This window comes from Sphingobium cupriresistens, assembly GCF_004152865.1.
Taxonomy (GTDB): Bacteria; Pseudomonadota; Alphaproteobacteria; order Sphingomonadales; family Sphingomonadaceae; genus Sphingobium; species Sphingobium cupriresistens.
Genome location: NZ_SEOO01000049.1, coordinates 1 through 21,727, shown reverse-complemented (window position 1 = coordinate 21,727; position 21,727 = coordinate 1). Strand labels below are relative to the sequence as shown.

The following is a 21,727-nucleotide window of genomic DNA, read 5'->3' as shown; positions in this document are numbered from 1 at the left end:
CGCTTCGTCCCAGTCGTTAAAATCATCTGGAGTAAGAGATCCTGAAACTTGACCCTTCAGTTGCACAATCGCTGAATCTATAGATGCCAAAGACGCCTTGAAGTTCAGTGCGTCGGAAACCGTCCTCAGGGTTTCCAGATTTTTTATTGTAATGCTTCGGCTTTCATCCGGAAAAGCGTGCTTTCCGAACGGATTCCTCTGAGAAAACTCATTAAAATGAGTCGCCATCGCAATTATATTGTGTAGCGGCGAGAAAGTATCGCCTCCCGCCAGTTCAACTATCATGTCCCAGAGGCTCCAAAATCGATCGAAGGGCATCGCTAGCACCTTTAATGGAGTTAGATATGTCTTGCATGATAACGCCAACAAAAAAAAGGGCGCCCCGCAGGACGCCCCTTCCTTTGACCTATGGTCTGTCTCGCGATCAGACGCCGGCGGCCGCCGCGACTTCCGCTGCGAAATCGCTGACTTCCTTCTCGATGCCTTCGCCGAGCTGGAAGCGCACGTAGCTCTTGAGCGCGATCGACTTGCCGGCTTCCTTGGCGGCTGCGGCGATCACGTCCTGCACCGGGGTCTTGCCGTCCATCACGAACGCCTGCGTCAGCAGCGCGCTGTCCTTGCGGAACTTTTCGACCGGGCCGTTGATGATCTTGGCGGCGATCTCTTCGGACTTGCCGGCGATCTTGTCGGCATTTTTTTCACGCGCGATCGCGGCTTCGCGTTCGATGATCGCCGGATCGATGTCGTCGGCCGACAGGGCCAGCGGGAACGCGGCGGCGATGTGCATGGCCAACTGCTTGCCCAGCGGCTCCAGCACATCGGCAGGCGCATCGCCTTCCAGCGCGACCAGCACGCCGATCTTGCCCAGGCCCGGCGCCGCGGCGTTGTGGACATAGGAGACGACGACGCCCTGGCTCACTTCGACCTGCGCGACGCGGCGGACATTCTGGTTCTCGCCGATGGTGGCGATGTTGGCGACCAGCTTTTCAGCGACGGTGCCGCCCGACGGATAGGCTGCGGCGGCCAGCGCTTCGGCATCGGTCGCGCCGTTTTCCAGCGCGATCGCCGACACGGTGCGCACGAAATCCTGGAACTGGTCGTTCTTGGCGACGAAGTCGGTTTCGCTGTTCACTTCGACGGCGACGCCCTTGGTGCCCGAAACGGCGACGCCGACCAGGCCTTCGGCGGCAGTGCGACTCGACTTCTTCTGCGCGGCGGCCAGGCCCTTGGCGCGCAGCCAGTCGGTCGCCGCTTCGATGTCGCCACCGGCTTCGGTCAGCGCCTTCTTGCAATCCATCATGCCCGCGCCCGAACGGTCGCGCAGTTCCTTGACGGCGGCAGCGGTAATCTCGGCCATGTTTCGGCTCCTAAAGTTCGATGTTTCAAATATGCGGGAGGGCGCGTCTCCACAAAGAGCGCGCCCTACCCTGTCATTCTTGCAGTCGTGCGACGCGCTTAGGCTTCAGCGACGACTTCTTCGGCCATCGGCTCGTCCATGGCGCCCATGTCCACGCCCGAAGCCTGCTGCGCGCCACGGTTGCCCTTGGTGGCGGCGGCGGCGATGGCGTCGCAATAGAGGCGGATGGCGCGGCTGGCGTCATCGTTGGCGGGCACCGGGAAGGCGATGCCGTCGGGCGAGACGTTCGAATCGAGGATCGCAACGACCGGGATACCCAGCGTGTTGGCTTCCTTGATCGCCAGTTCTTCCTTGTTCGCGTCGATCACGAACATGACATCGGGGATGCCGTTCATGTCGCGGATGCCGCCCAGCGACATTTCCAGCTTCTCGCGCTCGCGAGTCATCTGGAGCACTTCCTTCTTGGTGAAGCCGTGGGTATCGCCCGACAGCTTTTCCTCAAGGGTCTTGAGACGCTTGATCGAACCCGAAATCGTCTTCCAGTTGGTGAGCATCCCGCCCAGCCAGCGATGGTTGACGAAATGCTGGCCCGACTTGCGCGCGGCGTCTGCGATCGGATCCTGCGCCTGGCGCTTGGTGCCCACGAACAGCACCTTGCCGCCGGCGGCGACGGTGCCCGATACGAAGTCGAGCGCGCGACCGAACAGCGGAACGGTCTGCGACAGGTCAAGGATGTGGATGCCGTTGCGCTCGCCGAAGATATACGGCTTCATGCGCGGGTTCCAGCGATGGGTCTGGTGGCCGAAATGGGCGCCAGCCTCGATCAATTGGTGCATGGTGACGACAGGGGCCGCCATAATAGTTTCTCCTTCCGGTTTGACCTCTGGGAATCAGGAACACGGGGAACAGCCTGAAAGGCGTCTCCGGCACCGGATATGTCGATTCCCATGTGGAATGGTCGCGCCTTTAGACGCGAAAAAAAGCAATTGCAAGGGTTGACGACGCCCCGCAAATGGAACATAAGGAGAACATACGGAACAAATAGGGTTAACGCCCGTTAGAACCGTCATAATGGGACATGCCGTGCAAATGGCAAGATGGAAAGTGATGGATGATGTTCACTCTAATTGCAGCGACCCTGTTCTCCGCCGCCTTCCTTCTGGCCATGGGCACCATCATGTGGATGTTCGCCCATTATCATGACAAGATGGTGGCCGCGCTCCAGTTCGAGCCAATCCCTCATAATCCGCCGGTCTATCATCTGCGCATCCGCCGCCCCCGCCCCCGCGCCGCGCAGCCGACACGCCGAACCGCGCTGCCGCTTGGCGCCATGGCCGCCTGAATAGCCGGACGCATTTCCAGGCACATCCCAAATGCGTTCGGATGAGCCTGTCGAAACCTCTTTCTGCTGCAAGACGCGGTGCTTCGCCACATTTCATGCTGTCGGCGGGACGGCCTTGGCGCTCTCCCGCTGCCGCTTCACCTTGGCATAGGATATGATCCCGAACGGGATCAGCGCGACATAGACGCCGCAGACCAGCAGCAAGGTTAGCCAGGGATCGGTCACCAGCAGCGCCGCCAGCAATCCGGCAAAGGCGATGACCTCCAGCCGGATGCGTTTGCGCAGCCGCAGCGCCGACCAGCTATAGGTCGCGATGTTGGAGATCATCAGGAAGGCGATGAACGCCGCCCAGGGTGCGACCAGATACCAGGCGCGGAAAATTTCCTGCCCCGTCACCAGCCACAGATAAAGCGGCACGAAGGCCAGCCCCGCTCCCGCCGGCGCCGGCACCCCGGTCAGGAAGCCCGCCGACTTGTGCGGCTGCTCGTCCGCATCGATGGCGGCATTGAACCGCGCCAGCCGCAACGCGCAGGACAGCGCATGGGCCAAAGCGAAGATCCAGCCGAATTTCGGCATGGCATAGAGCGACCAGAGATAGAGGATCAGCGCCGGCGCAACGCCGAACGCGATCGAATCGGACAGCGAATCCAGTTCCGCGCCAAACCGGCTCTCGCCGCGCAACATGCGCGCGATCCGCCCATCCAACCCGTCGAGCACGCCTGCAAACAGGATGGACAGCACCGCCCGCTCCCACTCGCCCGAAATCCCGTAGCGCACCCCTGTCAGGCCGAAGCACAGCGCCATCGCCGTGACCGCATTGGGCGCCAGCATCCGCAAGGTGATGCCCCGGCGCAACCCGCGCGGCACGGCGCGCCGCTGGCGGCTCATTGCTGGATGCCTGCAATAACGCGCGCGTCGCCCATCTGACCCAGGATCGTCTCGCCCGCGACCGTGCGCTGGCCCAGGATCACGCGCGGCGCCGCGCCGGCGGGCAGATACACATCGACCCGGCTGCCAAAGCGGATAAGGCCGATGCGCTGCCCCGCCGCGACCATGTCGCCGGGCTTCACGAACGGCACGATCCGCCGCGCGACCAGTCCCGCAATCTGGGTGAAGCCGATGCGCACGCCGTCATGCCGTTCGACCAATATATGCTGGCGCTCATTATCTTCGCTCGCCTTGTCGAGGTCCGCGTTCAGGAACTTGCCCGAAATATAGACGACAGACTTGATCGTCCCGCCAATGGGCGTGCGATTGATATGGACGTCGAACACGCTCATGAAGATCGACACGCGGATCATCGGCTGGTCGCCCAGCCCGTTAGGCCCCGCCATTTCGCGCGGCGGCGGCACCCGCTGGATCAACGTCACAAGGCCATCGGCAGGCGCGATGATCGCTCCTTCGTCCTGCGGCACGGCGCGGACGGGATCGCGGAAGAAGGCGAAGACCCAGATCGTCACGATCAGCATCAGCCAGCCGACAATCTCCCATCCCAGCAGGAACAGGACGCCGGTGATCGCGACCGCGATCAGGCCGAATTTCATGCCCTCCGGGTGAACCGAAGGAAAGCGCCATTTGACATTGCCGCCCGCGGCAATCGTAATCTCATCATTGTCCATGGCCACCGTCTTTAGGGAGAGAGCGTCCCCCTGACAACGACCGATCCCGGCCAAGGCTCCCCATGGGGCAGATTCATGGCCGCCAATGGTTGAACATTGCCGCCGCTTTGCCTAGGGCGTCCCCATATTCCACCCAGCAGCAAGAAGGCGAACAGGCGCTATGGCCAAGATCAAGGTGAAAAACCCCGTCGTTGAAATTGACGGCGACGAAATGACCCGGATCATCTGGGAATGGATTCGCGAGCGCCTGATCCTCCCCTATCTCGACATCGACCTGAAATATTACGACCTGTCCGTCCAGAAGCGTGACGAAACCAACGACCAGATCACGATCGATTCCGCCAACGCGATCAAGCAATATGGCGTCGGCGTGAAGTGCGCCACCATCACCCCCGACGAGCAGCGGGTCGAGGAATTCAACCTCAAATCGATGTGGAAGTCGCCCAACGGCACAATCCGCAACATCCTGGGCGGCGTCGTATTCCGCGAACCCATTGTCATCCGCAACGTCCCCCGCTTGGTCCCCGGCTGGACCGACCCGATCGTCGTGGGCCGCCATGCGTTCGGCGACCAGTATAAGGCGACCGACTTCCTGGTCCCCGGCCCCGGCAAGCTGCGCCTGGTGTGGGACGGCGAAGATGGTCAGAAGATCGACAAGGAAGTCTTCGATTTCCCGTCCGCCGGCGTCGCCATGGGCATGTATAATCTCGACCAGTCGATCATCGATTTCGCCAAGGCGAGCATGAACTATGCGCTCGACCGCAAATGGCCGCTCTATCTGTCGACCAAGAACACGATCCTCAAGGCCTATGACGGCCGCTTCAAGGATCTGTTCCAGCAGGTGTTCGACGAAGAATTCGCCGACCAGTTCAAGGCGGCGGGCATCGTCTACGAACATCGCCTGATCGACGACATGGTCGCCTCCGCGCTCAAGTGGAGCGGCAAGTTCGTCTGGGCCTGCAAGAATTACGACGGCGACGTTCAGTCGGACACCGTCGCGCAGGGCTTCGGCTCGCTCGGCCTCATGACTTCGGTTCTGCTCTCGCCCGACGGCAAGACCGTCGAAGCCGAAGCCGCCCACGGCACCGTCACCCGCCACTATCGCCAGCATCAGCAGGGCAAGGCGACCTCGACCAATCCGATCGCGTCGATTTTCGCCTGGACTCAAGGGCTGGCCTTCCGGGGCAAGTTCGACGGCACGCCCGAAGTCACCAAGTTCGCCGAAACCCTGGAGCGCGTCTGCATCAAGACCGTCGAGGACGGCGCCATGACCAAGGATCTGGCGCTGCTGATCGGCCCCGATCAGGCCTGGATGACCACGGAGCAGTTCTTCGAACAGATTCGCGTCAACCTGGAAAAGGAAATGGGCAGCTGGGCCTAAAAGTCTGGAACTGAACCGCCTCTGCGCAGTTCAATACGGAAACGGAACGAGGCGGCGCCGGACACCCGGCGCCGCCTTTTCTTTTGGCGGCTAACTCCCAAGCCGTTCGTCCTGAGGCGCCACTGAGCGAAGTCGAAATGGCGTATCGAAGGACATTCATGCACGACCCTTCGATACGGGTCTTCGACAAGCTCAGCCCCCACGCAGGGTGAACGGAGATAGATGATGACGACAGCAACCCGCAAACGCCTGGAGGTCCGCACGGCCGTCCCGACCGACGTGCGCGCGATCATTCGGCTGATCGCCCGCGTCTATCCGGGAATGCCCAATTATTCCCCCGCCACCGTCCGGGGCCAGATCAACAATTTCCCCGACGGCTGTTTCGTCGCGCTCTACGACAATAAGGTCGTGGGCTATTGCGCAACCATGCGCGTCAGCAAGGGCATGGCCTTTGCCCATCATGACTGGGAAGAGATCACCGCCAACGGCTTCGGCACCCGCCACAGCGCGGCGGGCGAATGGCTCTACGGCTATGAAATGGCGGTCGATCCCAAACTGCGCGGCCTGCGCATCGGCCAGCGCCTCTATGACGAGCGCAAGGAACTGGCCGAACATCTCGACCTGCACGGCATCGTCATCGCCGGCCGCATGCCCGGCTATCTGCGCACCAAGCGCAAGGTGGAAGGGCCGAAGGATTATCTGGACAAGGTCGTCCAGGGCAAGATCCGCGACCAGGTGGTCAGCTTCCAGCTCAAGAACCAGTTCGAGCCGCTAGGCGTCCTCGAAAACTATCTGCCCGAAGACAAGCAGTCGGACGGCCATGCCGCCCATCTGGTCTGGCGCAATCCCTATGTCGACCCCGACGAAGCGCCCGAAATGCGCGTGCCGCGCGGGGTCGAAAGCGTCCGCCTCGCCACCTGCCAGCTTCAGGCGCGCGCGGTGCAGGATTTCGACGAATTTATCCGCAACATCGAATATTTCGTCGACGTCGCGGCCGATTATCGCTCCGACTTCATCGTCTTCCCCGAACTGTTCACCCTGCCGCTACTCTCGTTCGAAACGAAGAAGCTCAACCCCATGGAAGCGATCGACAAGCTCACCGGCTACACCCCGCGCCTGACCAAGGAACTGACGCGGATGGCGCTGGAATATAATATCAACATCATCGGCGGCTCCCACCCGACCCGCGCCGACGATGGCGACATCCAGAATATTGCCTATGTCGCGCTGCGCGACGGCTCCGTCCATACCCAGGAAAAAATCCACCCGACCCCCAACGAAGCCTTTTGGTGGAACATCAAGGGCGGCGATTCGCTGGACGTGATCCAGACCGACTGCGGCCCGATCGGCGTCCTCATCTGCTACGACAGCGAATTTCCCGAACTCGCCCGCCGCCTGGTCGATCAGGGCGCGCGCATCATCTTCGTCCCCTTCTGCACCGACTCGCGCCTGGGCTACATGCGCGTGCGCTATTGCGCGCAGGCGCGTGCGATCGAGAACCAATGCTATGTCGTCATGTCCGGCAATGTCGGCAATCTGCCGAACGTCGATAATATGGACATCCAATATGCCCAAAGCGCCATCCTGACCCCCTGCGACCTGCCCTTCGCCCGCGACGGCATCGCGGCGGAATCAACGGAAAATGTGGAAACGCTCACCATGGCGGACGTCAACCTGGCTGACCTCAGCTGGGCGCGCGCCGAAGGCACCGTGCGCAACCTGCGCGACCGTCGTTTCGACCTTTATCATATCGAATGGGACAGCAACCCCGACCACAGCCACGCCCCCAGCGGCGGCCCCGTGCCAGCCGGCGGGCATAATTCGCCGGGCGGCGGGTGAGGGCCTGGCGGCTTACCCCGCCCGGCCGATACTCTCGGCCAGCACATTGGCGACATAGGCGTTCAACGAAACGCCCTCACGCGCCGCCACGAATTTCAGCTTTTCATGCAGCGATCGTGGCACGCGCTGCCGCCATTGGCCCAGCGCGGCCGGGCCGGGAACCTGACGCCCCAGCGCCTCTGCTGCGGCGTGCCATTCGGCAATCGCCGCCGCCGCATCCGCCAGCGCAGCCTCCGGCGTCTCGCCATCACCCATGCAACCGGGCAGCGCTGGAACGGTCGCCAGCCAGCCGCCGCCATCCGCATCCGACAATGGTTCGACCATGATCGCATAATCGGCCTGCTGCGCCTTTGCTTTAGTCATGCTTTCCATCCTTCACAAACGCCATCAGCTTACGAATATAGACCGGTTTGATCGGGCGCTTGGCCGGAATGGTCAGGATCGTATCACTGCCCGGCACCGCCACTTTCCAATGCGACCCACCTCCTGTCGGCGGCAGGCACGTCCAACCCAGTCGCGCGCACAGCGTCTGAATATCCGATACCGTCCAATCCCCGGCGGGATTGTGCGCCATCCGGTCCACCAGCTTGTCCGCCTTGGTCATCGCATATTGATACCGTATATGGTGTCAAATGGCAAGGATTAGACCCTCACTCCACCGTCACCGACTTCGCCAGATTGCGCGGCTGATCCACATCCGTCCCCTTCGCCACCGCCACATGATAGGCCAGCAACTGCACCGGCACCGCATAGACCAGCGGCGCGATCAGCGGATGCACCTTGGGCATCTCGATCGTCGCCATGCAGCCATCGCCCGCCGCCGCGATCCCTTCCGCGTCGGAAATCAGCACCACCTTGCCGCCGCGCGCCTGCACTTCCTGCATATTGCTGACGGTCTTCTCGAACAAAGGCCCGCTCGGCGCGATCACGATCACCGGCACCAGTTCGTCGATCAGCGCGATCGGCCCATGTTTCATCTCGCCCGCGGCATAGCCCTCGGCATGGATATAGCTGATTTCCTTGAGCTTCAGCGCCCCTTCCAGCGCCATCGGATAATCCGGCCCGCGCCCCAGATACAGCACGTCGCGCGCTGGCGCGATCAGGTGCGCCATCGCCTCGATCTGCCCGTCGCGGCTCAGCGCCTCGTTGAGCGCGGCCGGCGCTTCCGACAAATGCCAGACGATCTCGGCCTCTTCTTCCGTCGTCAGCTTCCCCTTGGCCCGCGCCAGATTGGCCGCCAGCGCCGCCAGCACCGCCAACTGGCACGTAAACGCCTTGGTCGACGCCACGCCGATTTCCGGCCCGGCATGGGTCGGCAGCAACAGGTCCGCTTCCCGCGCCATCGAACTGGTCGGCACATTCACCACCACCGCGATGATCTGCCCCTCCGCCTTGGCGTGGCGCAACGCCGCCAGCGTATCGGCCGTCTCGCCCGACTGGCTGATGAACAGCGCCAGCCCGCCCGCCTCCAGCACCGGGTCGCGATAGCGAAACTCGCTCGCCACATCGATGTCGACCGGCACGCGGGCGAATTTCTCGAACCAATATTTCGCCACCAGCCCGGCATAATAGCTCGTGCCGCATGCGACGATGGTGATCCGCTTCACCGCGCCCAGGTCGAACTCCATGTCCGGCATGGCGATCTCATTCTCCATCCGGCGCAGATAGGAGCGCAGCGTCTGGGCGACGACCACCGGCTGCTCGTAAATCTCCTTCTGCATGAAGTGGCGATGATTGCCCTTGTCGATCATCGCGCCGGACACGCCGGAAATCGTCACCGGCCGCTCGACCGGCTGGTTGTCCTTGTCGAAGATTTCGGCCCCGTCGGCGGTAATGACGACCCAGTCGCCCTCTTCCAGATAGGCGATGCGCTGCGTCAGCGGCGCCAGCGCCAGCGCGTCCGACCCCAGATAGGTTTCCCCATCGCCATAGCCCACGACCAAAGGCGACCCCAGCCGCGCCCCGATCAGCATGTCGGGATGGCTGCGGAACGCGATCGCCAGCGCGAACGCGCCATGCAGCCGTGGCAATATCTGCGCTACCGCCTCTCGCGGCGACGCGCCCTGCTCCACCAGTTCGCTCACCAGATGGGCGACGACCTCGGTATCGGTCTGACTGTCGAAATGCCGCCCCCGCGCCATCAATTCCGCGCGCAGCGGCTTGAAATTCTCGATGATGCCATTGTGGACCAGCGCCACTTCGCTGGTCGCATGGGGATGCGCGTTGCTGGTGGTCGGCGCGCCATGCGTCGCCCAGCGCGTATGCGCGATGCCGGTGGTGCCGGGCAGCGGCTCGTCGCGCAATTCGCGCACCAAATTCGCCAACTTGCCCTCGGCCCGCCGCCGCTCGATCGCGCCGTCATGGATGGTGGCCACCCCCGCGCTGTCATAGCCGCGATATTCCAGCCGCTTCAAACCGTCGACCAGCCGTTCCGCCACGTCGTCCTTGCCGATGATGCCGATGATGCCGCACATGTGCCGGAAAGCCTTTCAGAGTGTATAGGGAACGCGGATGCCCGGCATCTCTGCCGGGAAATCCTTTGTATTTCGTGTCACCAGCACGCGGCCGCGCAATTGCGCCGTGGCCAGGATGATGGCGTCTGGCGACTTGAGCCGTGCCCGTTCACGGCGCAACGCCGCCGCCCGACGCGATATCTCGTCATCGATTTCGTCTAGGCCGAACTGCCCCAGAAACATCAACACGTCGCGGACAGCCGATTCATTGCCTTTCGACAATATCTCTATCCACGCCATGCGACTGATCCACATGCGCGCGCCGCTGTCCGCTATGCGGAAAATTTCGCGATGCGCCGGCTCATGATTCAATAAGGCGTCGATGACGATATTGGCATCGAGACTATAGCCGCTCATGCGCCATTCTTCTTGCCCTTTTCTGGCGCCTTCGTCCCGGCCGCCTTTTTCGTCAGCGCCAGATAATGCGCCCGCTCCTTGTCATCCTCTTGCGTGAAATATTCGGGCGACGCGGCGCGAACTTCATCATAATCATCATCCCACGGGCGGGTCCATTCCGCCCGCCGCGCCCGATCATATTCATCGGGATCGACCGACACCCCATGCCGCGCCCACGCGCCGAAACCCTGCTCCAACCAATCTTTCGATGTTTGCGGACGGTAGGCGGAAACCGCCTCCCGCAACACCGCCGCGCGCGACTTGCCCTGCTCGCGCGCGATCTGGTCGAGCCATTTGACATCTTCATCGGGAATATCGGCCAGGAAACGCATGATGCCATGATATCATATCATGATATCAAGTCAATCGTCTCACAAAGGCTTGATAGTCACCAGCCAGATATCAGGCGGCGCCAGCATCCGCACCGGCGCGCTGCTCGTCCCCACCCCGCCCGACACGATCATCGTCCGCTTGCCCTCGCGATATCGGCCGCACGCATAGCGCGTCCCATATTTCGACGGTACATAGACGATGCCGAAAAACGGCAGGGCGATCTGCCCGCAATGGCTATGGCCGACAAGCGTCAGCGACACCCGGTCGGGCAGTCGCGGGAACACGTCCGGCCCATGCGACAATATCACCGGCGCGCCGCCCACCCGATCCATCGCCGCCAGCGTGCCGGGCATGTCGATCTTGCGGGTGTAAATATCCTTCAACCCGCCGATCGCCAAAGGCCCGCGCCGCGCCGCGCCATCCTGCAACAGAGTGACGCCGATCCCCGCAAACGCCGCCCGCCAGTCCGGCCCGCTCAACGCCCGGCGATTCAACTTGCTGCGGCTGTCATGATTGCCCAGCACCGCCACCACGCCCAACGGCGCGCGCAACCCCGCGAAGGGCGCAATGCTCGCCCGCGCATCATAGCTGCCCCACCCCTTGTCATCGCCGATATAATCGCCGCCCAGCAGGATCAGGTCGGGCTTCAACCCATTGATCTGCGCCACGATCCGCGCCAGCCGATCCCGGCTGCCGTCCGGCCCCGACAAATGCGTGTCGGTCAGCAGCGCGACGGTGACGGGCGTGCGCGGCGCGGCGGCGGGAAAGGGCAACGCCACCTCCGCCCGCCGCACGATCGGCATGGCGCTGGCGTTCAGGAACAGCCAAAAAGCGAAAATGGCGATACCAAGTGAAAGGACGAGCAGAATGATGAGCAGGGCGCGAAGGCGATGCCGCGCCGTAACGCCAGCCGCCCTCACCCTTTCCACCGCCTGCGGCGGCAGGCCCCTTCCCTCTCCCGACGGGAGAGGGAAAGAGGCGCGAATGCGCCGATAAGGGTGAGGGTGAAGCGCCGCTTATGCTTTTGCATTCTTCCGCGCCATCATCCGCTCCCGAAAGCGCTTGGCCCATCCCGCCTTGCCGACCTGCGCGGGCCGCACCAGGCACAGCGCATCGGCCTCCACCGGCTTCGTCACCACGCTGCCGGCCGCTACGATCGCGCCCGCGCCGATGGTCGCCGGGGCCACCAGCGCGCTGTTGGACCCGATGAACGCTCCCGCGCCGATCTGCGTCTTATATTTGAAGAAGCCGTCATAATTGCAGGTGATCGTACCCGCCCCGATATTGGCGCCCGCCCCCACGCTGGCGTCGCCGATATAGGACAGGTGGTTGACCTTCGCCCCCTCGTCCAGCCGCGCCTTCTTGATCTCGACGAAATTGCCGACCTTGGCGTTGGGGCCGATATCCGCCCCCGGCCGCAACCGCGCATAGGGGCCGATCGCCGCGCCGCTTGCCACGCTCGCGCCTTCCAGATGGGAAAAGGCGTGGATCACGACATCGTCCGCCACGGTCACGCCCGGCCCGAACACGACATTCGGCTCCACCACCACGTCCCGGCCCAGCACGGTATCATGGGCGAAGAACACCGTTTCCGGCGCCACCAGCGTCACGCCATCGCGCATCGCCTCGTTCCGCCGCCGCGCCTGCCACATCGCCTCCACGCCCGCCAGTTCGATCCGGCTGTTCACGCCCGCCACTTCCCAGGCGTCAGTCTCGATCACCGCGCTTGTCCCACCGGGCAGCATGACGATGTCGGGCAGATAATATTCGCCCGCGGCATTCTGGTTGCCGATCTGGTCGAGCAGCACGAAAAGGTCGGTCGATCGCACCGCCATCAACCCGCTATTGCACAAGGTAACGGCGCGTTCGGCTTCGCTTGCATCCTTAAATTCCACCATCTTCTCGATGATGCCCTGCCCATCGGCGATGATCCGGCCGTATGCGGCGGCGTCATCGGGGCGAAAGCCCAGCACGACAGCGCGCGGCTCGTCGCCCCGGCTCAGCCGATCGAGCATCGCGCGCATCGTGCCCGCGCTCACCAGCGGCACGTCGCCATAAAGGATCAGCACGTCGCCCGCGAATCCCGCCAGCGCATCATGCGCCTGGGCGACGGCATGGCCCGTGCCTAACTGCGCTTCCTGCACCGCGACGATCGCGCCGGTGCCGGCCACCGCCTGCTCGACCTGTTCGCGCCCCGCGCCGACGACCACCACCTGCCGCTGTGGCGACAATGCGCCCGCGCTCGCCAGCAGGTGCAGCAGCATCGGCCGCCCGGCCACGGGGTGCAACACCTTGTGCAGGCTGGATTTCATCCGCGTCCCCTGCCCCGCGGCAAGGATGATGACGGCGAGCGGGCGCGAAGACGAGTCGGGTACAGTCACGATGAAAGCGTCCCTGGCAGGAGGAGGAATCTTGCCGCTCTCTGCCATGTTTGCCTTGCCATTGCCACCGCGCACGCGGCATGGCGGCGGCATGACCAGCCCCCCCATCGATCTCATCCCCTTCGACATCGTCGGCTTCGACCTCGACGGCACCCTGATCGACACCAGCGGCGATCTCGCCGCCGCGGTCAATTACGCCATCGGCACGATCGACCGCCCGCCCTTTCCGGCCGCCGCGATCCACCCCTTTGTGGGCAAGGGCGCAAAGGTTATGCTGGCCAGGGCGCTAGACGCATCGGGCGGCTACACCGCGGACATGCTAGATGCCCTCCTGCCGATCCTGCTCGACTATTATGAGCAGAATCTCGCCATCCACTCGGCCCCCTATCCCGGCCTGCTGGACGCGATGGATGCGCTGGCGGAGGCCGGCGTCACGCTCGCCATCTGCACCAACAAGGCGGAACGCTTCACCATCCCGCTGATGCGCCAGCTCGGCCTGTCGGACCGCTTCGCCGCGATCGTGGGCGGCGATACGGTCGGCGTCGCCAAGCCCGACCCGGCCCCGATCCGCGAAATGATCGCCCGCGCGGGCGGCGGCCGCGCCATCTTCATCGGCGACACGATCAACGACATAGCGGGCGCACGCAATGCCGGCATCGCCAATGTCGCGGTCGGCTTCGGCTTCCTCGACGGCCCTGTAGACAATCTCGACGCCGACGCCGTCATCCACCATTATGAAGAACTGGTCCCGCTGCTCCGGCGCTGGCCGGCATGACGCGCCTGTCATGACCCTGCGCCTGGAGCATGACGGTCCCGTCGCCCGGCTGCTGATCGATCGGCCCGACCGTCGCAACGCCATGACCCAGGCGATGTGGGAAGCCCTGCCCGCCCTCGTCGGCCAGGCGATGGCCGATGACGCCATCCGCGTCCTCATCCTCGCCTCCGCCGCCCCCGGCCTCTTCTGCGCTGGCGCGGACATCAACGAATTTGCGACCTGCTCTGCGCAAGAAGACTGGCGCGTCGCCAACCAGGCCGCGATCCGCGCCAGCCAATATGCCCTCGCCCATGCGCCAAAGCCCGTGATCGCCGCGATCGACGGCGATGGCGTCGGCGGCGGCTGCGGCCTCGCCATCGCCTGCGACCTGCGCATCGCAGCGCCCACAGCCCGCCTCGGCATTACGCCAGCGAAACTCGGCATCGTCTATTCGCTGTTCGACACCAAATTGCTGGTCGACCTGGTCGGCCCCGCCCGCGCGAAGCGCATCCTCTACACCGGCGCGCTCCACAGCGCCGACGAAGCCCTGTCCATCGGCCTGATCGAGGAGATCGCGCCCGATCCGCTCGCCGCGGCGCAAGCCCTCGCACGCACCATCGCCGCCAACGCCCGGCACAGCGTCCAGTCCTCCAAGGCGATCGTCCGCCGCATCCTCGACGGACAAGCGGACGACGACGCGACGACGCTGGCGCTGTTCCGCGACGCCTTCACCCTGCCCGACTTCGCCGAAGGCGTCGCCGCCTTCCGCGCCAAGCGCCGCCCGGATTTCTGAATCGCTTTTACCGTCGCCCAACGCAAAAAGGCCCGGCGCGAACCGGGCCTTCTGCATGGCGGGCGGGACGATCAGTTGCCCACGACCGGCCGCATCTCCTTGCCCGCATCCGCCCCACCCGCATCGGCATAACGCTCGCCGGTTTCAGCGCGGGCGATGGCGGCGCTGACGGGGGCCTGGACCTGCGCCACCGCCTTGACCTTGCACGCTTGCGCGGCGGCCAGGTCCATCGAGGAGCACACGCGGCTGGCGGCGCGGGCGATACGGCTGCGGAGCTGCTGCTGGTGCGCCGGCTGGGTCAGGTCCAGGTCGCCATGATAGACGGCGCTGGTGCGGCCATTGGAGACGAAGTCTTCGGCGGATGCGGCGCCGGCGCTGGCCAGCAGGGCAAGGGACGCAACGGCGGCGGCGAATTTGGGTGCTACGAACATGGGCTTATCTCCTCAAAATCTGTTGTGACCGGCGCACCGCTGCAAAGGGGGGGCTGTGCGGGGCACCGGGTGCGAACGGGGGGAGCCAGAGGGTCTTTTTGGGGTCGGCATCCTGCCCCGTTCGCCTCATCTTGTTACGCTTGCCGCGTGCGCCGCGCCCGCCCGCTTCGACCGATGGCGATCCGCATCGGCCAACGACAGGATCGGCGACCAAGGACAGAGGAAAGCGGACGAACGGCGCGACGAACGACATCCGCGCCCATGCGAACGACATGCGCGCGCCATATTGCCGTAGGGGAAAGACGAATCGCCCAGCCGCCAGCGCCAGACGCGAAAACGCCCCCGGCGCAAGGGAAGGCCGGGGGCGTATCCAGATGCTGTCGGGCACCGGATCGGGGATAAAGCTATATGGCGGAGACGACGCCATCGGCGCTGAACCGTCGCTTAACGGGGCTGATGGCGCCGCGCTCTGCCGATGCCCCACCATAGCAGGTGAACGCGCCCGATCTGCCCCGCTTCGATGATCCGCCCATGCGCAGCGCCCGGCGGCATCCGCGCCGGACCAACGGCCCTCAGCGCGCCACGAACGACATGGCGGGCCTCGCCAAGCCAGCATTCACTGGTCGATCGCGGGCAATCCTGCGGCAGCCAGCGCCTCGTCCAGATAGAGCGCAAAGGCGTCGTTTCGCGCCGGCAGCCGCTGCCGCAACCAGGCCAGCGCCACCAGCGGTCGCCACGCCGCCAGCGCCTCCGGCTCCATGTCCGTCACCGCCCGATAGCGGCTGATATACTGGGCCGCCGCCTGATCCCGTATCTTCTCCTCCCACCATCCCCCCGTCTGGCCGGGACCAAAGCGCATCAGCATCTCGGTCCGCACCACGTCCGTCGGCGCTGCGGCGCGCGCCGCCCGCGACCAGTCGATCACCGCCAGTCCGTCGGGCGTCACGATCAGATTGGCCGGGTGCAGGTCGCCATGGGACAGCGCGTCTCCCTCGATCAGTTGGTCCAGCCGCTCGATCGCGGCGGCGCGCAGCCTCTCGCCCACTGGCGCCACCTCGATATCCTCGGCCAATATCGCCTTGCGGCTGCGCAGCATCGGCAAGCGCTGCGCCTGGATATGCTGCTGCAACCGCGCCATCTGCGCCAGCGCCCAGCGCCAACGCCACGGTTTCTGGCGCAAATGGACCAGCAGGTCCGACCCCGCCATCTCGCCATAGACGATCCCGCGCCGACCGCCCGCTTCCTTCAACCCCAGCGCCGGCGCCACCGGCAAGTCGGTCGCCTGGATCGCCTGCATCATCGCATATTCGCGCTCGACAATGCCGGGGTCGATACCCGCATGAAACAGCTTGAGCACTCGCCCCCCGTCCAGCCGGAACACCTCGGCGCTCTGCCCGGCGGCGATGAAATGGGACGGATCGGGCAGGCTCATGGGCGCAACCTCTGCCCTAGCCCGGCCGGATTGGCCAGTGGGTTTGCGGTGGACGGGAACGCGTCAGGCCGCCTTGCGCGTTTCAAATTTCCGCAAAAAAGTCACTGACGATATCGACTTCCTCATGGATCACCTGCCGCACCCGCACGCCCAGGCCCCGCTCTTTCAGCAACTGGCACAGCGCTTCCCCATCGATCAGGTCGATGGCCGGCGCGCCGTCGCGTGTAGCCTCCTTGCGCGCATCGGTGGTGAAAGTGCCGGTGGTGATGATCAACCCCTTATCCGCCCGCCCCTGCATCGCCCCGCGAAAATCGCGCACGGTGGGGGAAGACACCGATCCGGCATAGCGCTTGCACTGGAACAGCACCTGAAAGCTGATGAGGTTCATGCGCAGCACGCCCGCCCCGTCAATGCCGCCATCGCCCGACTTGCCCGTCACCTCGACCCGCACGAAACCGCTTTCGCGCAGCAACCGCTGCGTAAGCCGTTCGAACGCGTCAGGCGGCATGGTGCGAAGCACTTTCAGCAGCGCATCGGACCATTCTGCCTCTTCTTCCTCGGTTGGCTGATCATGCAGGATGATTTCTTCGTTTCGGGTCGGCGTCGCTGCGTCATCGCCCATGGCCGCCGCCTCTTTGGCCTTCCGGCGCGCGGCCAGTGCAATTTGATGCACATTATAGGCATCGGCCACCATCCGCCGAACCTTCTCGTCTGGCATCGACACGGCTTGCCGCCCGTCGTCGGTCAACACCCACATGCCGCGCTTGGGATTATCGACCAACCCCGGATATTTAAGGTAACTGCGCGCCCACGACATGCGGTCGGGCACCACTGCCGCGCCGGAGGTCGGATAGGTCACGTCCATCTGCTGCGGCGTCATCCCCAGCATCTCGATCAGCGCTTCCTCTATCTCCTCGTTCGTCGCCGATCCGCCATGGCTGTCCAGCACCTTAAGTATGGGCAGCATGAAATCTTCGTGACGGGGGATGGAAAGAGGTGAAGTTTGATCGGTCATAACAAACGCCCCTGCTTGCCGGTATCCGCAAACGCTTTGATCTGCGCGTCGGACTGGCCACCGCTTGGCGACTTGAACAGGATATTATAATGAACTTGGGAATGGAACGGAGGGTCCGGGCAGACGAGATCGATGCCTTCACTGGCCACATACGCGCGTACCACGTCCAGATTATTGCCATAATAGAGTTTGTTGCTCATTGGTCCCCCGCTGCTGCCAACCCTAGTTGCGACCGCCATGCCGTGCCAAGCAAAACTTGCCTTTCCGGCCACCTTCCCCTGCCGCTGCCCAATCCCTATCTTCGCCCGCAAGGGCGCACCAGCGCTTGCCCAATTAGAACAAATCTGGAACAACACGCCCCATGAGCCTCACCCACATCTCCGTCCGCGGCGCGCGCGAGCACAACCTCAAGGGCGTCGACGTAGACCTGCCCCGCGACAGCCTCATCGTCATCACCGGCCTGTCCGGCTCCGGCAAATCCAGCCTCGCCTTCGACACCATCTATGCGGAGGGGCAGCGGCGCTATGTGGAATCGCTCTCCGCCTATGCGCGCCAGTTTCTGGAGATGATGCAGAAACCCGATGTCGAGCATATCGAGGGCCTCAGCCCCGCGATCAGCATCGAGCAGAAGACGACCAGCCGCAACCCGCGCTCGACGGTCGCCACGGTCACCGAAATCTACGACTATATGCGCCTCCTCTGGGCGCGCGTCGGCATCCCCTACAGCCCCGCGACCGGCCTCCCCATCAGCGCGCAGACGGTGTCGCAGATGGTGGACCGCGTCGCCCTCCTGCCCGAAGGCACCCGCTTCTACCTGCTCGCCCCGGTCGTACGCGGGCGCAAGGGCGAATATCGCAAGGAACTCGCCGAATGGCAGAAGGCGGGCTACACCCGCGTCCGCATCGACGGCGAAATGATGCTGATCGAGGATGCGCCCGCCCTCGACAAGAAATACAAGCATGACATCGAAGTCGTGGTCGATCGCCTGGCCGTGGAGCCCGACATGGGCACGCGACTGGCCGACAGTTTTGAGCAGGCCCTCAAACTCGCCGATGGCCTCGCCTTCGTGGACTTGGCCGACGGCGTCGTGCCGGGCCGCGAAAACGAAGTACAGTCCGCCGACAAGAAGATGAAGGGCGCGGGCATCCCCGCCAACCGCATCGTCTTCTCCGAAAAATTCGCCTGCCCGGTCAGCGGCTTCACCATCCCCGACATCGAACCGCGCCTCTTCTCCTTCAACGCGCCCATGGGCGCCTGCCCGGCCTGTGACGGCCTGGGCGAACGGCAGGAATTCGACCCCGAACTGGTGGTCCCCAACGAAGCGCTCTCGATCAAGAAGGGCGCCGTCGTCCCCTGGGCCAAATCCAATCCGCCCAGCCCCTATTATATGCAGGTGCTCGGCTCCCTCGCCAAGGAATTCGGCTTCTCGCTCGACACCCCCTGGACCGACCTGCCCGGCGAAGTGAAGCTCATCATCCTCCACGGCACCGGCGGCAAGCCCGTCACCTTGCGCTTCATCGACGGCAAGAAGTCCTACGAGGTCAAGAAAGCGTTTGAAGGCGTCATCGGCAACCTCAATCGCCGCCTGCTCCAGACCGAAAGCGCCTGGATGCGCGAGGAACTGAGCAAATATCAGACCGCCATGCCCTGCGAAACCTGCCACGGCGCGCGCCTGAAACCCGAAGCGCTGGCCGTCAAGATCGCGGGCGAGGACATCTCCGTCTCCACCCGCCGCTCGGTGGTGGACGCGCTCGCCTTCTTCACCGCGATGCCCGATCATCTGAACGACCAGCAGCAGCAGATCGCCCGCGCCATCCTCAAGGAAATCGTCGAGCGCCTCGGCTTCCTCAACAATGTCGGCCTCGACTATCTGAACCTCGATCGCACCAGCGGCACGCTCTCGGGCGGCGAATCCCAGCGCATCCGCCTCGCCAGCCAGATCGGCAGCGGCCTGTCGGGCGTCCTCTACGTCCTCGACGAACCCTCGATCGGCCTGCACCAGCGCGACAATGACCGGCTGCTCGTTACCCTCAAACGCCTGCGCGACCTCGGCAACAGCGTCATCGTCGTGGAGCATGACGAGGATGCGATCCGCCACGCCGACTATATCGTGGACATGGGGCCAGGCGCGGGCGTCCATGGCGGCCAGATCGTGGCGCAGGGCACGCTAGCGGAAATCCTGGCGCACAAGGACAGCGTCACCGCGGACTATCTCAACGGCACCCGCCGCATCGAAGTCCCCGCCAAGCGCCGCAAGGGCTCAGGCAAGAAACTCACCGTCCACAACGCCCGCGCCAACAACCTGACCGGCGTCACCGCGTCGATCCCGCTCGGCACCTTCACCTGCATCACCGGCGTCAGCGGATCAGGCAAGTCCAGCTTCACCATAGATACCCTCTATGCGGCATCGGCCCGCGCCCTCAACGGCGCCCGCATCGTCGCCGGCCCGCATGACAAGATCACCGGCCTCGACCATTGCGACAAGGTGATCGACATCGACCAGTCGCCCATCGGCCGCACCCCGCGGTCCAACCCGGCCACCTATACCGGCGCCTTCACCAACATCCGCGACTGGTTCGCGGGCCTGCCCGAAAGCCAGGCGCGGGGCTACAAGCCCGGCCGCTTCAGCTTCAACGTCAAGGGCGGCCGCTGCGAAGCCTGCCAGGGCGACGGCGTGCTCAAGATCGAGATGCACTTCCTCCCCGACGTCTATGTCACCTGCGACGTCTGCCACGGCGCGCGCTACAATCGCGAGACGCTGGAGGTGAAGTTCAAGGGGATGAGCATCGCCGACATACTCGACATGACGGTCGAGGATGCGGTCGAATTTTTCAAGGCCGTGCCCCCGATCCGCGACAAGATGGCGATGCTCGCCGAAGTGGGCCTGGGCTATGTCAAGGTCGGCCAGCAGGCCACGACCCTGTCCGGCGGCGAAGCCCAGCGCGTCAAACTCGCCAAGGAACTGTCGCGTCGCGCCACCGGCAACACCCTCTATATCCTGGACGAACCCACGACGGGCCTGCATTTCGAGGATGTCCGCAAACTGCTCGAAGTCCTTCACGCGCTGGTCGACCAAGGCAACAGCGTGGTCGTGATCGAGCATAATCTCGACGTCATCAAGACCGCCGACTGGATCATCGACATGGGACCAGAGGGCGGCGTGAAGGGCGGCGAAGTGGTCGCGGAAGGCACGCCGGAGAAGGTGGTGAAGGAGCCGCGGTCATTTACGGGGCATTATTTGGCACCGTTGCTGGGGCTGGAGAGTGTGGCGGCGGAGTGATTATTCCAATTTTGCAGAAGCTTTGTTGCACAGCTTTCTAACAAACTCTCTAGCTTCAGATAATTCTGGAGATTCCTCTATATTTCTCTTTTCCAGCAACTCTACAATCCATTCATTGCCCTTTTTATTGGTTATACTTCTACAAAATCCTTCCAACTCCCCTATAGGCACTATCCATATTCCAAAATTACCGCAATGCTTCAATACACTATCAAAATTTTCTACCACTGGACCGGGAGGCAAAGAACTTCTTCCAGCTCGCTTTACGTTATCCCATGGAGAATTTGACTTTATATAGTCTTTGATTTCGGAAATAAATTGCGAAAGAGATATTTTATTACTTCTTAATCTCGAAAAAGCTTCTTCAATTGCAGCAATAATTTGGCTTGGGCTAAGAGATGATTTTTGTCCGTTTATAGCATCATATACATTTTTCCACTGGGACTGTATATCCCCCCATCGACCACCTGCTGTTTCAAATAATGTTTGAAACAGTTTTTTATCATTCAATACATCTATATCTAATATCATTGAAAATGGAACACCTAAGCCTTTTGCTATATCCGCAAGCTTAACCATTTTGTGTTTACCGGAGGTTTGAATAAATAGCGCGTCTGGCTCGACTTCACCAGAAACGGACTTAGACCCCAATACGGCTCTGTAAAATTGACAATCTGCGTCTGATTCACAAAATATCACATTTTTATAAAAAATGGATTCAAATATTCCAGAATATCGAACAACAGGATCGTTTGATATAGAGCTTACATAATCATTATCAAGTATTTTTACGTTATTTATATTTTCATTTCTAGTTATACGAATGATTTTTATTGTTCGATTCTGAGAATCGATGATGCC

Annotated in this window: 23 protein-coding genes; 6 read left to right on the top strand and 17 right to left on the bottom strand. The window is 63.0% G+C overall.

Translation table 11 applies throughout. The annotated features are described in order from the left end of the window. The 3 genes from EWH12_RS19300 to rpsB all read right to left on the bottom strand — a co-directional run. Positions 1–285: hypothetical protein (locus tag EWH12_RS19300; protein ID WP_129927529.1), on the bottom strand; the 285-nt coding region annotated here is incomplete at its 3' end. Between the two features lie 139 nt (positions 286–424). After that, positions 425–1,357 (bottom strand): translation elongation factor Ts, encoded by a 933-nt coding sequence (gene tsf, locus EWH12_RS19295; protein ID WP_129927528.1) that lies wholly within the window; start codon positions 1,355–1,357, stop codon positions 425–427. 98 nt (positions 1,358–1,455) lie between these two features. Continuing rightward, positions 1,456–2,214 carry a 30S ribosomal protein S2 gene (gene rpsB / locus EWH12_RS19290; protein ID WP_066603831.1) on the bottom strand — a complete coding sequence of 253 codons (759 nt, stop codon included), beginning with the start codon at positions 2,212–2,214 and terminating at the stop codon, positions 1,456–1,458. Between the two features lie 254 nt (positions 2,215–2,468). Here rpsB and EWH12_RS19285 point away from each other — a divergent pair, with 254 nt between their 5' ends. Then, complete coding sequence (locus tag EWH12_RS19285) at positions 2,469–2,699, top strand: hypothetical protein (RefSeq protein WP_422917744.1); 231 nt, start codon at positions 2,469–2,471, stop codon at positions 2,697–2,699. Positions 2,700–2,792: 93 nt separating this feature from the next. Here EWH12_RS19285 and EWH12_RS19280 read toward each other — a convergent pair whose 3' ends face one another. Both EWH12_RS19280 and EWH12_RS19275 read right to left on the bottom strand, forming a co-directional pair. Then, a complete protein-coding gene (locus EWH12_RS19280; protein WP_066605522.1) occupies positions 2,793–3,530 on the bottom strand; it encodes a CDP-alcohol phosphatidyltransferase family protein in 738 nt (245 codons plus the stop codon). 53 nt (positions 3,531–3,583) lie between these two features. After that, complete coding sequence (locus EWH12_RS19275; protein ID WP_066603833.1) at positions 3,584–4,318, bottom strand: phosphatidylserine decarboxylase; 735 nt, start codon at positions 4,316–4,318, stop codon at positions 3,584–3,586. Positions 4,319–4,478: 160 nt separating this feature from the next. Between EWH12_RS19275 and EWH12_RS19270 the strand changes: the two genes are divergently transcribed. After that, positions 4,479–5,699: an NADP-dependent isocitrate dehydrogenase gene (locus tag EWH12_RS19270; protein ID WP_066603835.1), complete on the top strand. Its 1,221-nt coding sequence runs from the start codon at positions 4,479–4,481 to the stop codon at positions 5,697–5,699. A 225-nt stretch (positions 5,700–5,924) separates the two neighbouring features. Further along, positions 5,925–7,538: a bifunctional GNAT family N-acetyltransferase/carbon-nitrogen hydrolase family protein gene (locus EWH12_RS19265; RefSeq protein WP_066605523.1), complete on the top strand. Its 1,614-nt coding sequence runs from the start codon at positions 5,925–5,927 to the stop codon at positions 7,536–7,538. 12 nt (positions 7,539–7,550) lie between these two features. On the opposite strand, the gene EWH12_RS19260 is transcribed toward EWH12_RS19265, so the two are convergent. The 7 genes from EWH12_RS19260 to glmU all read right to left on the bottom strand — a co-directional run bounded on the left by EWH12_RS19260 (position 7,551) and on the right by glmU (position 13,092). Continuing rightward, positions 7,551–7,901: a toxin-antitoxin system HicB family antitoxin gene (locus tag EWH12_RS19260; RefSeq protein WP_129927527.1), complete on the bottom strand. Its 351-nt coding sequence runs from the start codon at positions 7,899–7,901 to the stop codon at positions 7,551–7,553. Then, the gene (locus tag EWH12_RS19255; RefSeq protein ID WP_129927526.1) at positions 7,894–8,142 is read right to left on the bottom strand and encodes a type II toxin-antitoxin system HicA family toxin; all 249 of its coding nucleotides are present in this window, start codon (positions 8,140–8,142) and stop codon (positions 7,894–7,896) included. The genes EWH12_RS19260 and EWH12_RS19255 overlap by 8 nt, the downstream gene beginning before the upstream one ends. Before the next feature lie 46 nt (positions 8,143–8,188). Continuing rightward, entirely contained in the window at positions 8,189–10,012 is a 1,824-nt protein-coding gene (gene glmS, locus EWH12_RS19250; protein WP_066603849.1) for a glutamine--fructose-6-phosphate transaminase (isomerizing), read from the bottom strand. 15 nt (positions 10,013–10,027) lie between these two features. Next, positions 10,028–10,408 (bottom strand): PIN domain-containing protein, encoded by a 381-nt coding sequence (locus tag EWH12_RS19245; protein ID WP_066603858.1) that lies wholly within the window; start codon positions 10,406–10,408, stop codon positions 10,028–10,030. Beyond that, positions 10,405–10,779, bottom strand: coding sequence for a ribbon-helix-helix domain-containing protein (locus tag EWH12_RS19240; RefSeq protein ID WP_082679071.1), 375 nt, complete (start codon positions 10,777–10,779; stop codon positions 10,405–10,407). The genes EWH12_RS19245 and EWH12_RS19240 overlap by 4 nt, the downstream gene beginning before the upstream one ends. Before the next feature lie 39 nt (positions 10,780–10,818). Further along, the gene (locus EWH12_RS19235; RefSeq protein ID WP_242496130.1) at positions 10,819–11,700 is read right to left on the bottom strand and encodes a metallophosphoesterase; all 882 of its coding nucleotides are present in this window, start codon (positions 11,698–11,700) and stop codon (positions 10,819–10,821) included. Positions 11,701–11,796: 96 nt separating this feature from the next. Beyond that, a complete protein-coding gene (glmU, locus tag EWH12_RS19230; protein WP_242496131.1) occupies positions 11,797–13,092 on the bottom strand; it encodes a bifunctional UDP-N-acetylglucosamine diphosphorylase/glucosamine-1-phosphate N-acetyltransferase GlmU in 1,296 nt (431 codons plus the stop codon). Between the two features lie 160 nt (positions 13,093–13,252). Between glmU and EWH12_RS19225 the strand changes: the two genes are divergently transcribed. Beyond that, complete coding sequence (locus EWH12_RS19225; protein WP_422917743.1) at positions 13,253–13,936, top strand: HAD family hydrolase; 684 nt, start codon at positions 13,253–13,255, stop codon at positions 13,934–13,936. A gap of 10 nt (positions 13,937–13,946) precedes the next feature. Beyond that, entirely contained in the window at positions 13,947–14,708 is a 762-nt protein-coding gene (locus EWH12_RS19220) for an enoyl-CoA hydratase/isomerase family protein (RefSeq protein WP_066603877.1), read from the top strand. Between the two features lie 71 nt (positions 14,709–14,779). Here the strand turns inward: EWH12_RS19220 and EWH12_RS19215 are convergent, their stop codons facing one another. The 4 genes from EWH12_RS19215 to EWH12_RS19195 form a co-directional block, all read right to left on the bottom strand. Beyond that, on the bottom strand, positions 14,780–15,139 hold the full coding sequence (locus tag EWH12_RS19215; RefSeq protein WP_066603884.1) for a UrcA family protein: 360 nt from the start codon (positions 15,137–15,139) through the stop codon (positions 14,780–14,782). Between the two features lie 616 nt (positions 15,140–15,755). Then, positions 15,756–16,571 (bottom strand): phosphotransferase, encoded by an 816-nt coding sequence (locus EWH12_RS19205; protein WP_066603886.1) that lies wholly within the window; start codon positions 16,569–16,571, stop codon positions 15,756–15,758. Positions 16,572–16,653: 82 nt separating this feature from the next. After that, the gene (locus tag EWH12_RS19200; protein WP_201785496.1) at positions 16,654–17,538 is read right to left on the bottom strand and encodes a restriction endonuclease; all 885 of its coding nucleotides are present in this window, start codon (positions 17,536–17,538) and stop codon (positions 16,654–16,656) included. A gap of 44 nt (positions 17,539–17,582) precedes the next feature. Next, positions 17,583–17,786, bottom strand: coding sequence for a hypothetical protein (locus EWH12_RS19195; RefSeq protein WP_066603892.1), 204 nt, complete (start codon positions 17,784–17,786; stop codon positions 17,583–17,585). A 161-nt stretch (positions 17,787–17,947) separates the two neighbouring features. Here EWH12_RS19195 and uvrA point away from each other — a divergent pair, with 161 nt between their 5' ends. Then, positions 17,948–20,866: an excinuclease ABC subunit UvrA gene (gene uvrA, locus EWH12_RS19190; protein WP_129927524.1), complete on the top strand. Its 2,919-nt coding sequence runs from the start codon at positions 17,948–17,950 to the stop codon at positions 20,864–20,866. Here uvrA and EWH12_RS22365 read toward each other — a convergent pair. Further along, positions 20,867–21,727 (bottom strand): TOPRIM nucleotidyl transferase/hydrolase domain-containing protein (locus EWH12_RS22365; protein WP_207212445.1); only part of this gene is annotated, 861 nt, incomplete at its 5' end.

Coding starts and splice junctions, on each gene's coding strand:
- EWH12_RS19245 (WP_066603858.1), bottom strand. CDS start 10,408: ATGAGCGGCTATAGTCTCGATGCCAATATCGTCATCGACGCCTTATTG.
- EWH12_RS19280 (WP_066605522.1), bottom strand. CDS start 3,530: ATGCTGGCGCCCAATGCGGTCACGGCGATGGCGCTGTGCTTCGGCCTG.
- EWH12_RS19270 (WP_066603835.1), top strand. CDS start 4,479: ATGGCCAAGATCAAGGTGAAAAACCCCGTCGTTGAAATTGACGGCGAC.
- EWH12_RS19205 (WP_066603886.1), bottom strand. CDS start 16,571: ATGAGCCTGCCCGATCCGTCCCATTTCATCGCCGCCGGGCAGAGCGCC.
- EWH12_RS19255 (WP_129927526.1), bottom strand. CDS start 8,142: ATGACCAAGGCGGACAAGCTGGTGGACCGGATGGCGCACAATCCCGCC.
- rpsB (WP_066603831.1), bottom strand. CDS start 2,214: ATGGCGGCCCCTGTCGTCACCATGCACCAATTGATCGAGGCTGGCGCC.
- uvrA (WP_129927524.1), top strand. CDS start 17,948: ATGAGCCTCACCCACATCTCCGTCCGCGGCGCGCGCGAGCACAACCTC.
- EWH12_RS19275 (WP_066603833.1), bottom strand. CDS start 4,318: ATGGACAATGATGAGATTACGATTGCCGCGGGCGGCAATGTCAAATGG.
- EWH12_RS19225 (WP_422917743.1), top strand. CDS start 13,253: ATGACCAGCCCCCCCATCGATCTCATCCCCTTCGACATCGTCGGCTTC.
- EWH12_RS19260 (WP_129927527.1), bottom strand. CDS start 7,901: ATGACTAAAGCAAAGGCGCAGCAGGCCGATTATGCGATCATGGTCGAA.
- EWH12_RS19285 (WP_422917744.1), top strand. CDS start 2,469: ATGATGTTCACTCTAATTGCAGCGACCCTGTTCTCCGCCGCCTTCCTT.
- EWH12_RS19200 (WP_201785496.1), bottom strand. CDS start 17,538: ATGCTGCCCATACTTAAGGTGCTGGACAGCCATGGCGGATCGGCGACG.
- tsf (WP_129927528.1), bottom strand. CDS start 1,357: ATGGCCGAGATTACCGCTGCCGCCGTCAAGGAACTGCGCGACCGTTCG.
- glmU (WP_242496131.1), bottom strand. CDS start 13,092: ATGAAATCCAGCCTGCACAAGGTGTTGCACCCCGTGGCCGGGCGGCCG.
- EWH12_RS19195 (WP_066603892.1), bottom strand. CDS start 17,786: ATGAGCAACAAACTCTATTATGGCAATAATCTGGACGTGGTACGCGCG.
- EWH12_RS19265 (WP_066605523.1), top strand. CDS start 5,925: ATGACGACAGCAACCCGCAAACGCCTGGAGGTCCGCACGGCCGTCCCG.
- EWH12_RS19220 (WP_066603877.1), top strand. CDS start 13,947: ATGACCCTGCGCCTGGAGCATGACGGTCCCGTCGCCCGGCTGCTGATC.
- EWH12_RS19215 (WP_066603884.1), bottom strand. CDS start 15,139: ATGTTCGTAGCACCCAAATTCGCCGCCGCCGTTGCGTCCCTTGCCCTG.
- glmS (WP_066603849.1), bottom strand. CDS start 10,012: ATGTGCGGCATCATCGGCATCATCGGCAAGGACGACGTGGCGGAACGG.
- EWH12_RS19240 (WP_082679071.1), bottom strand. CDS start 10,779: ATGCGTTTCCTGGCCGATATTCCCGATGAAGATGTCAAATGGCTCGAC.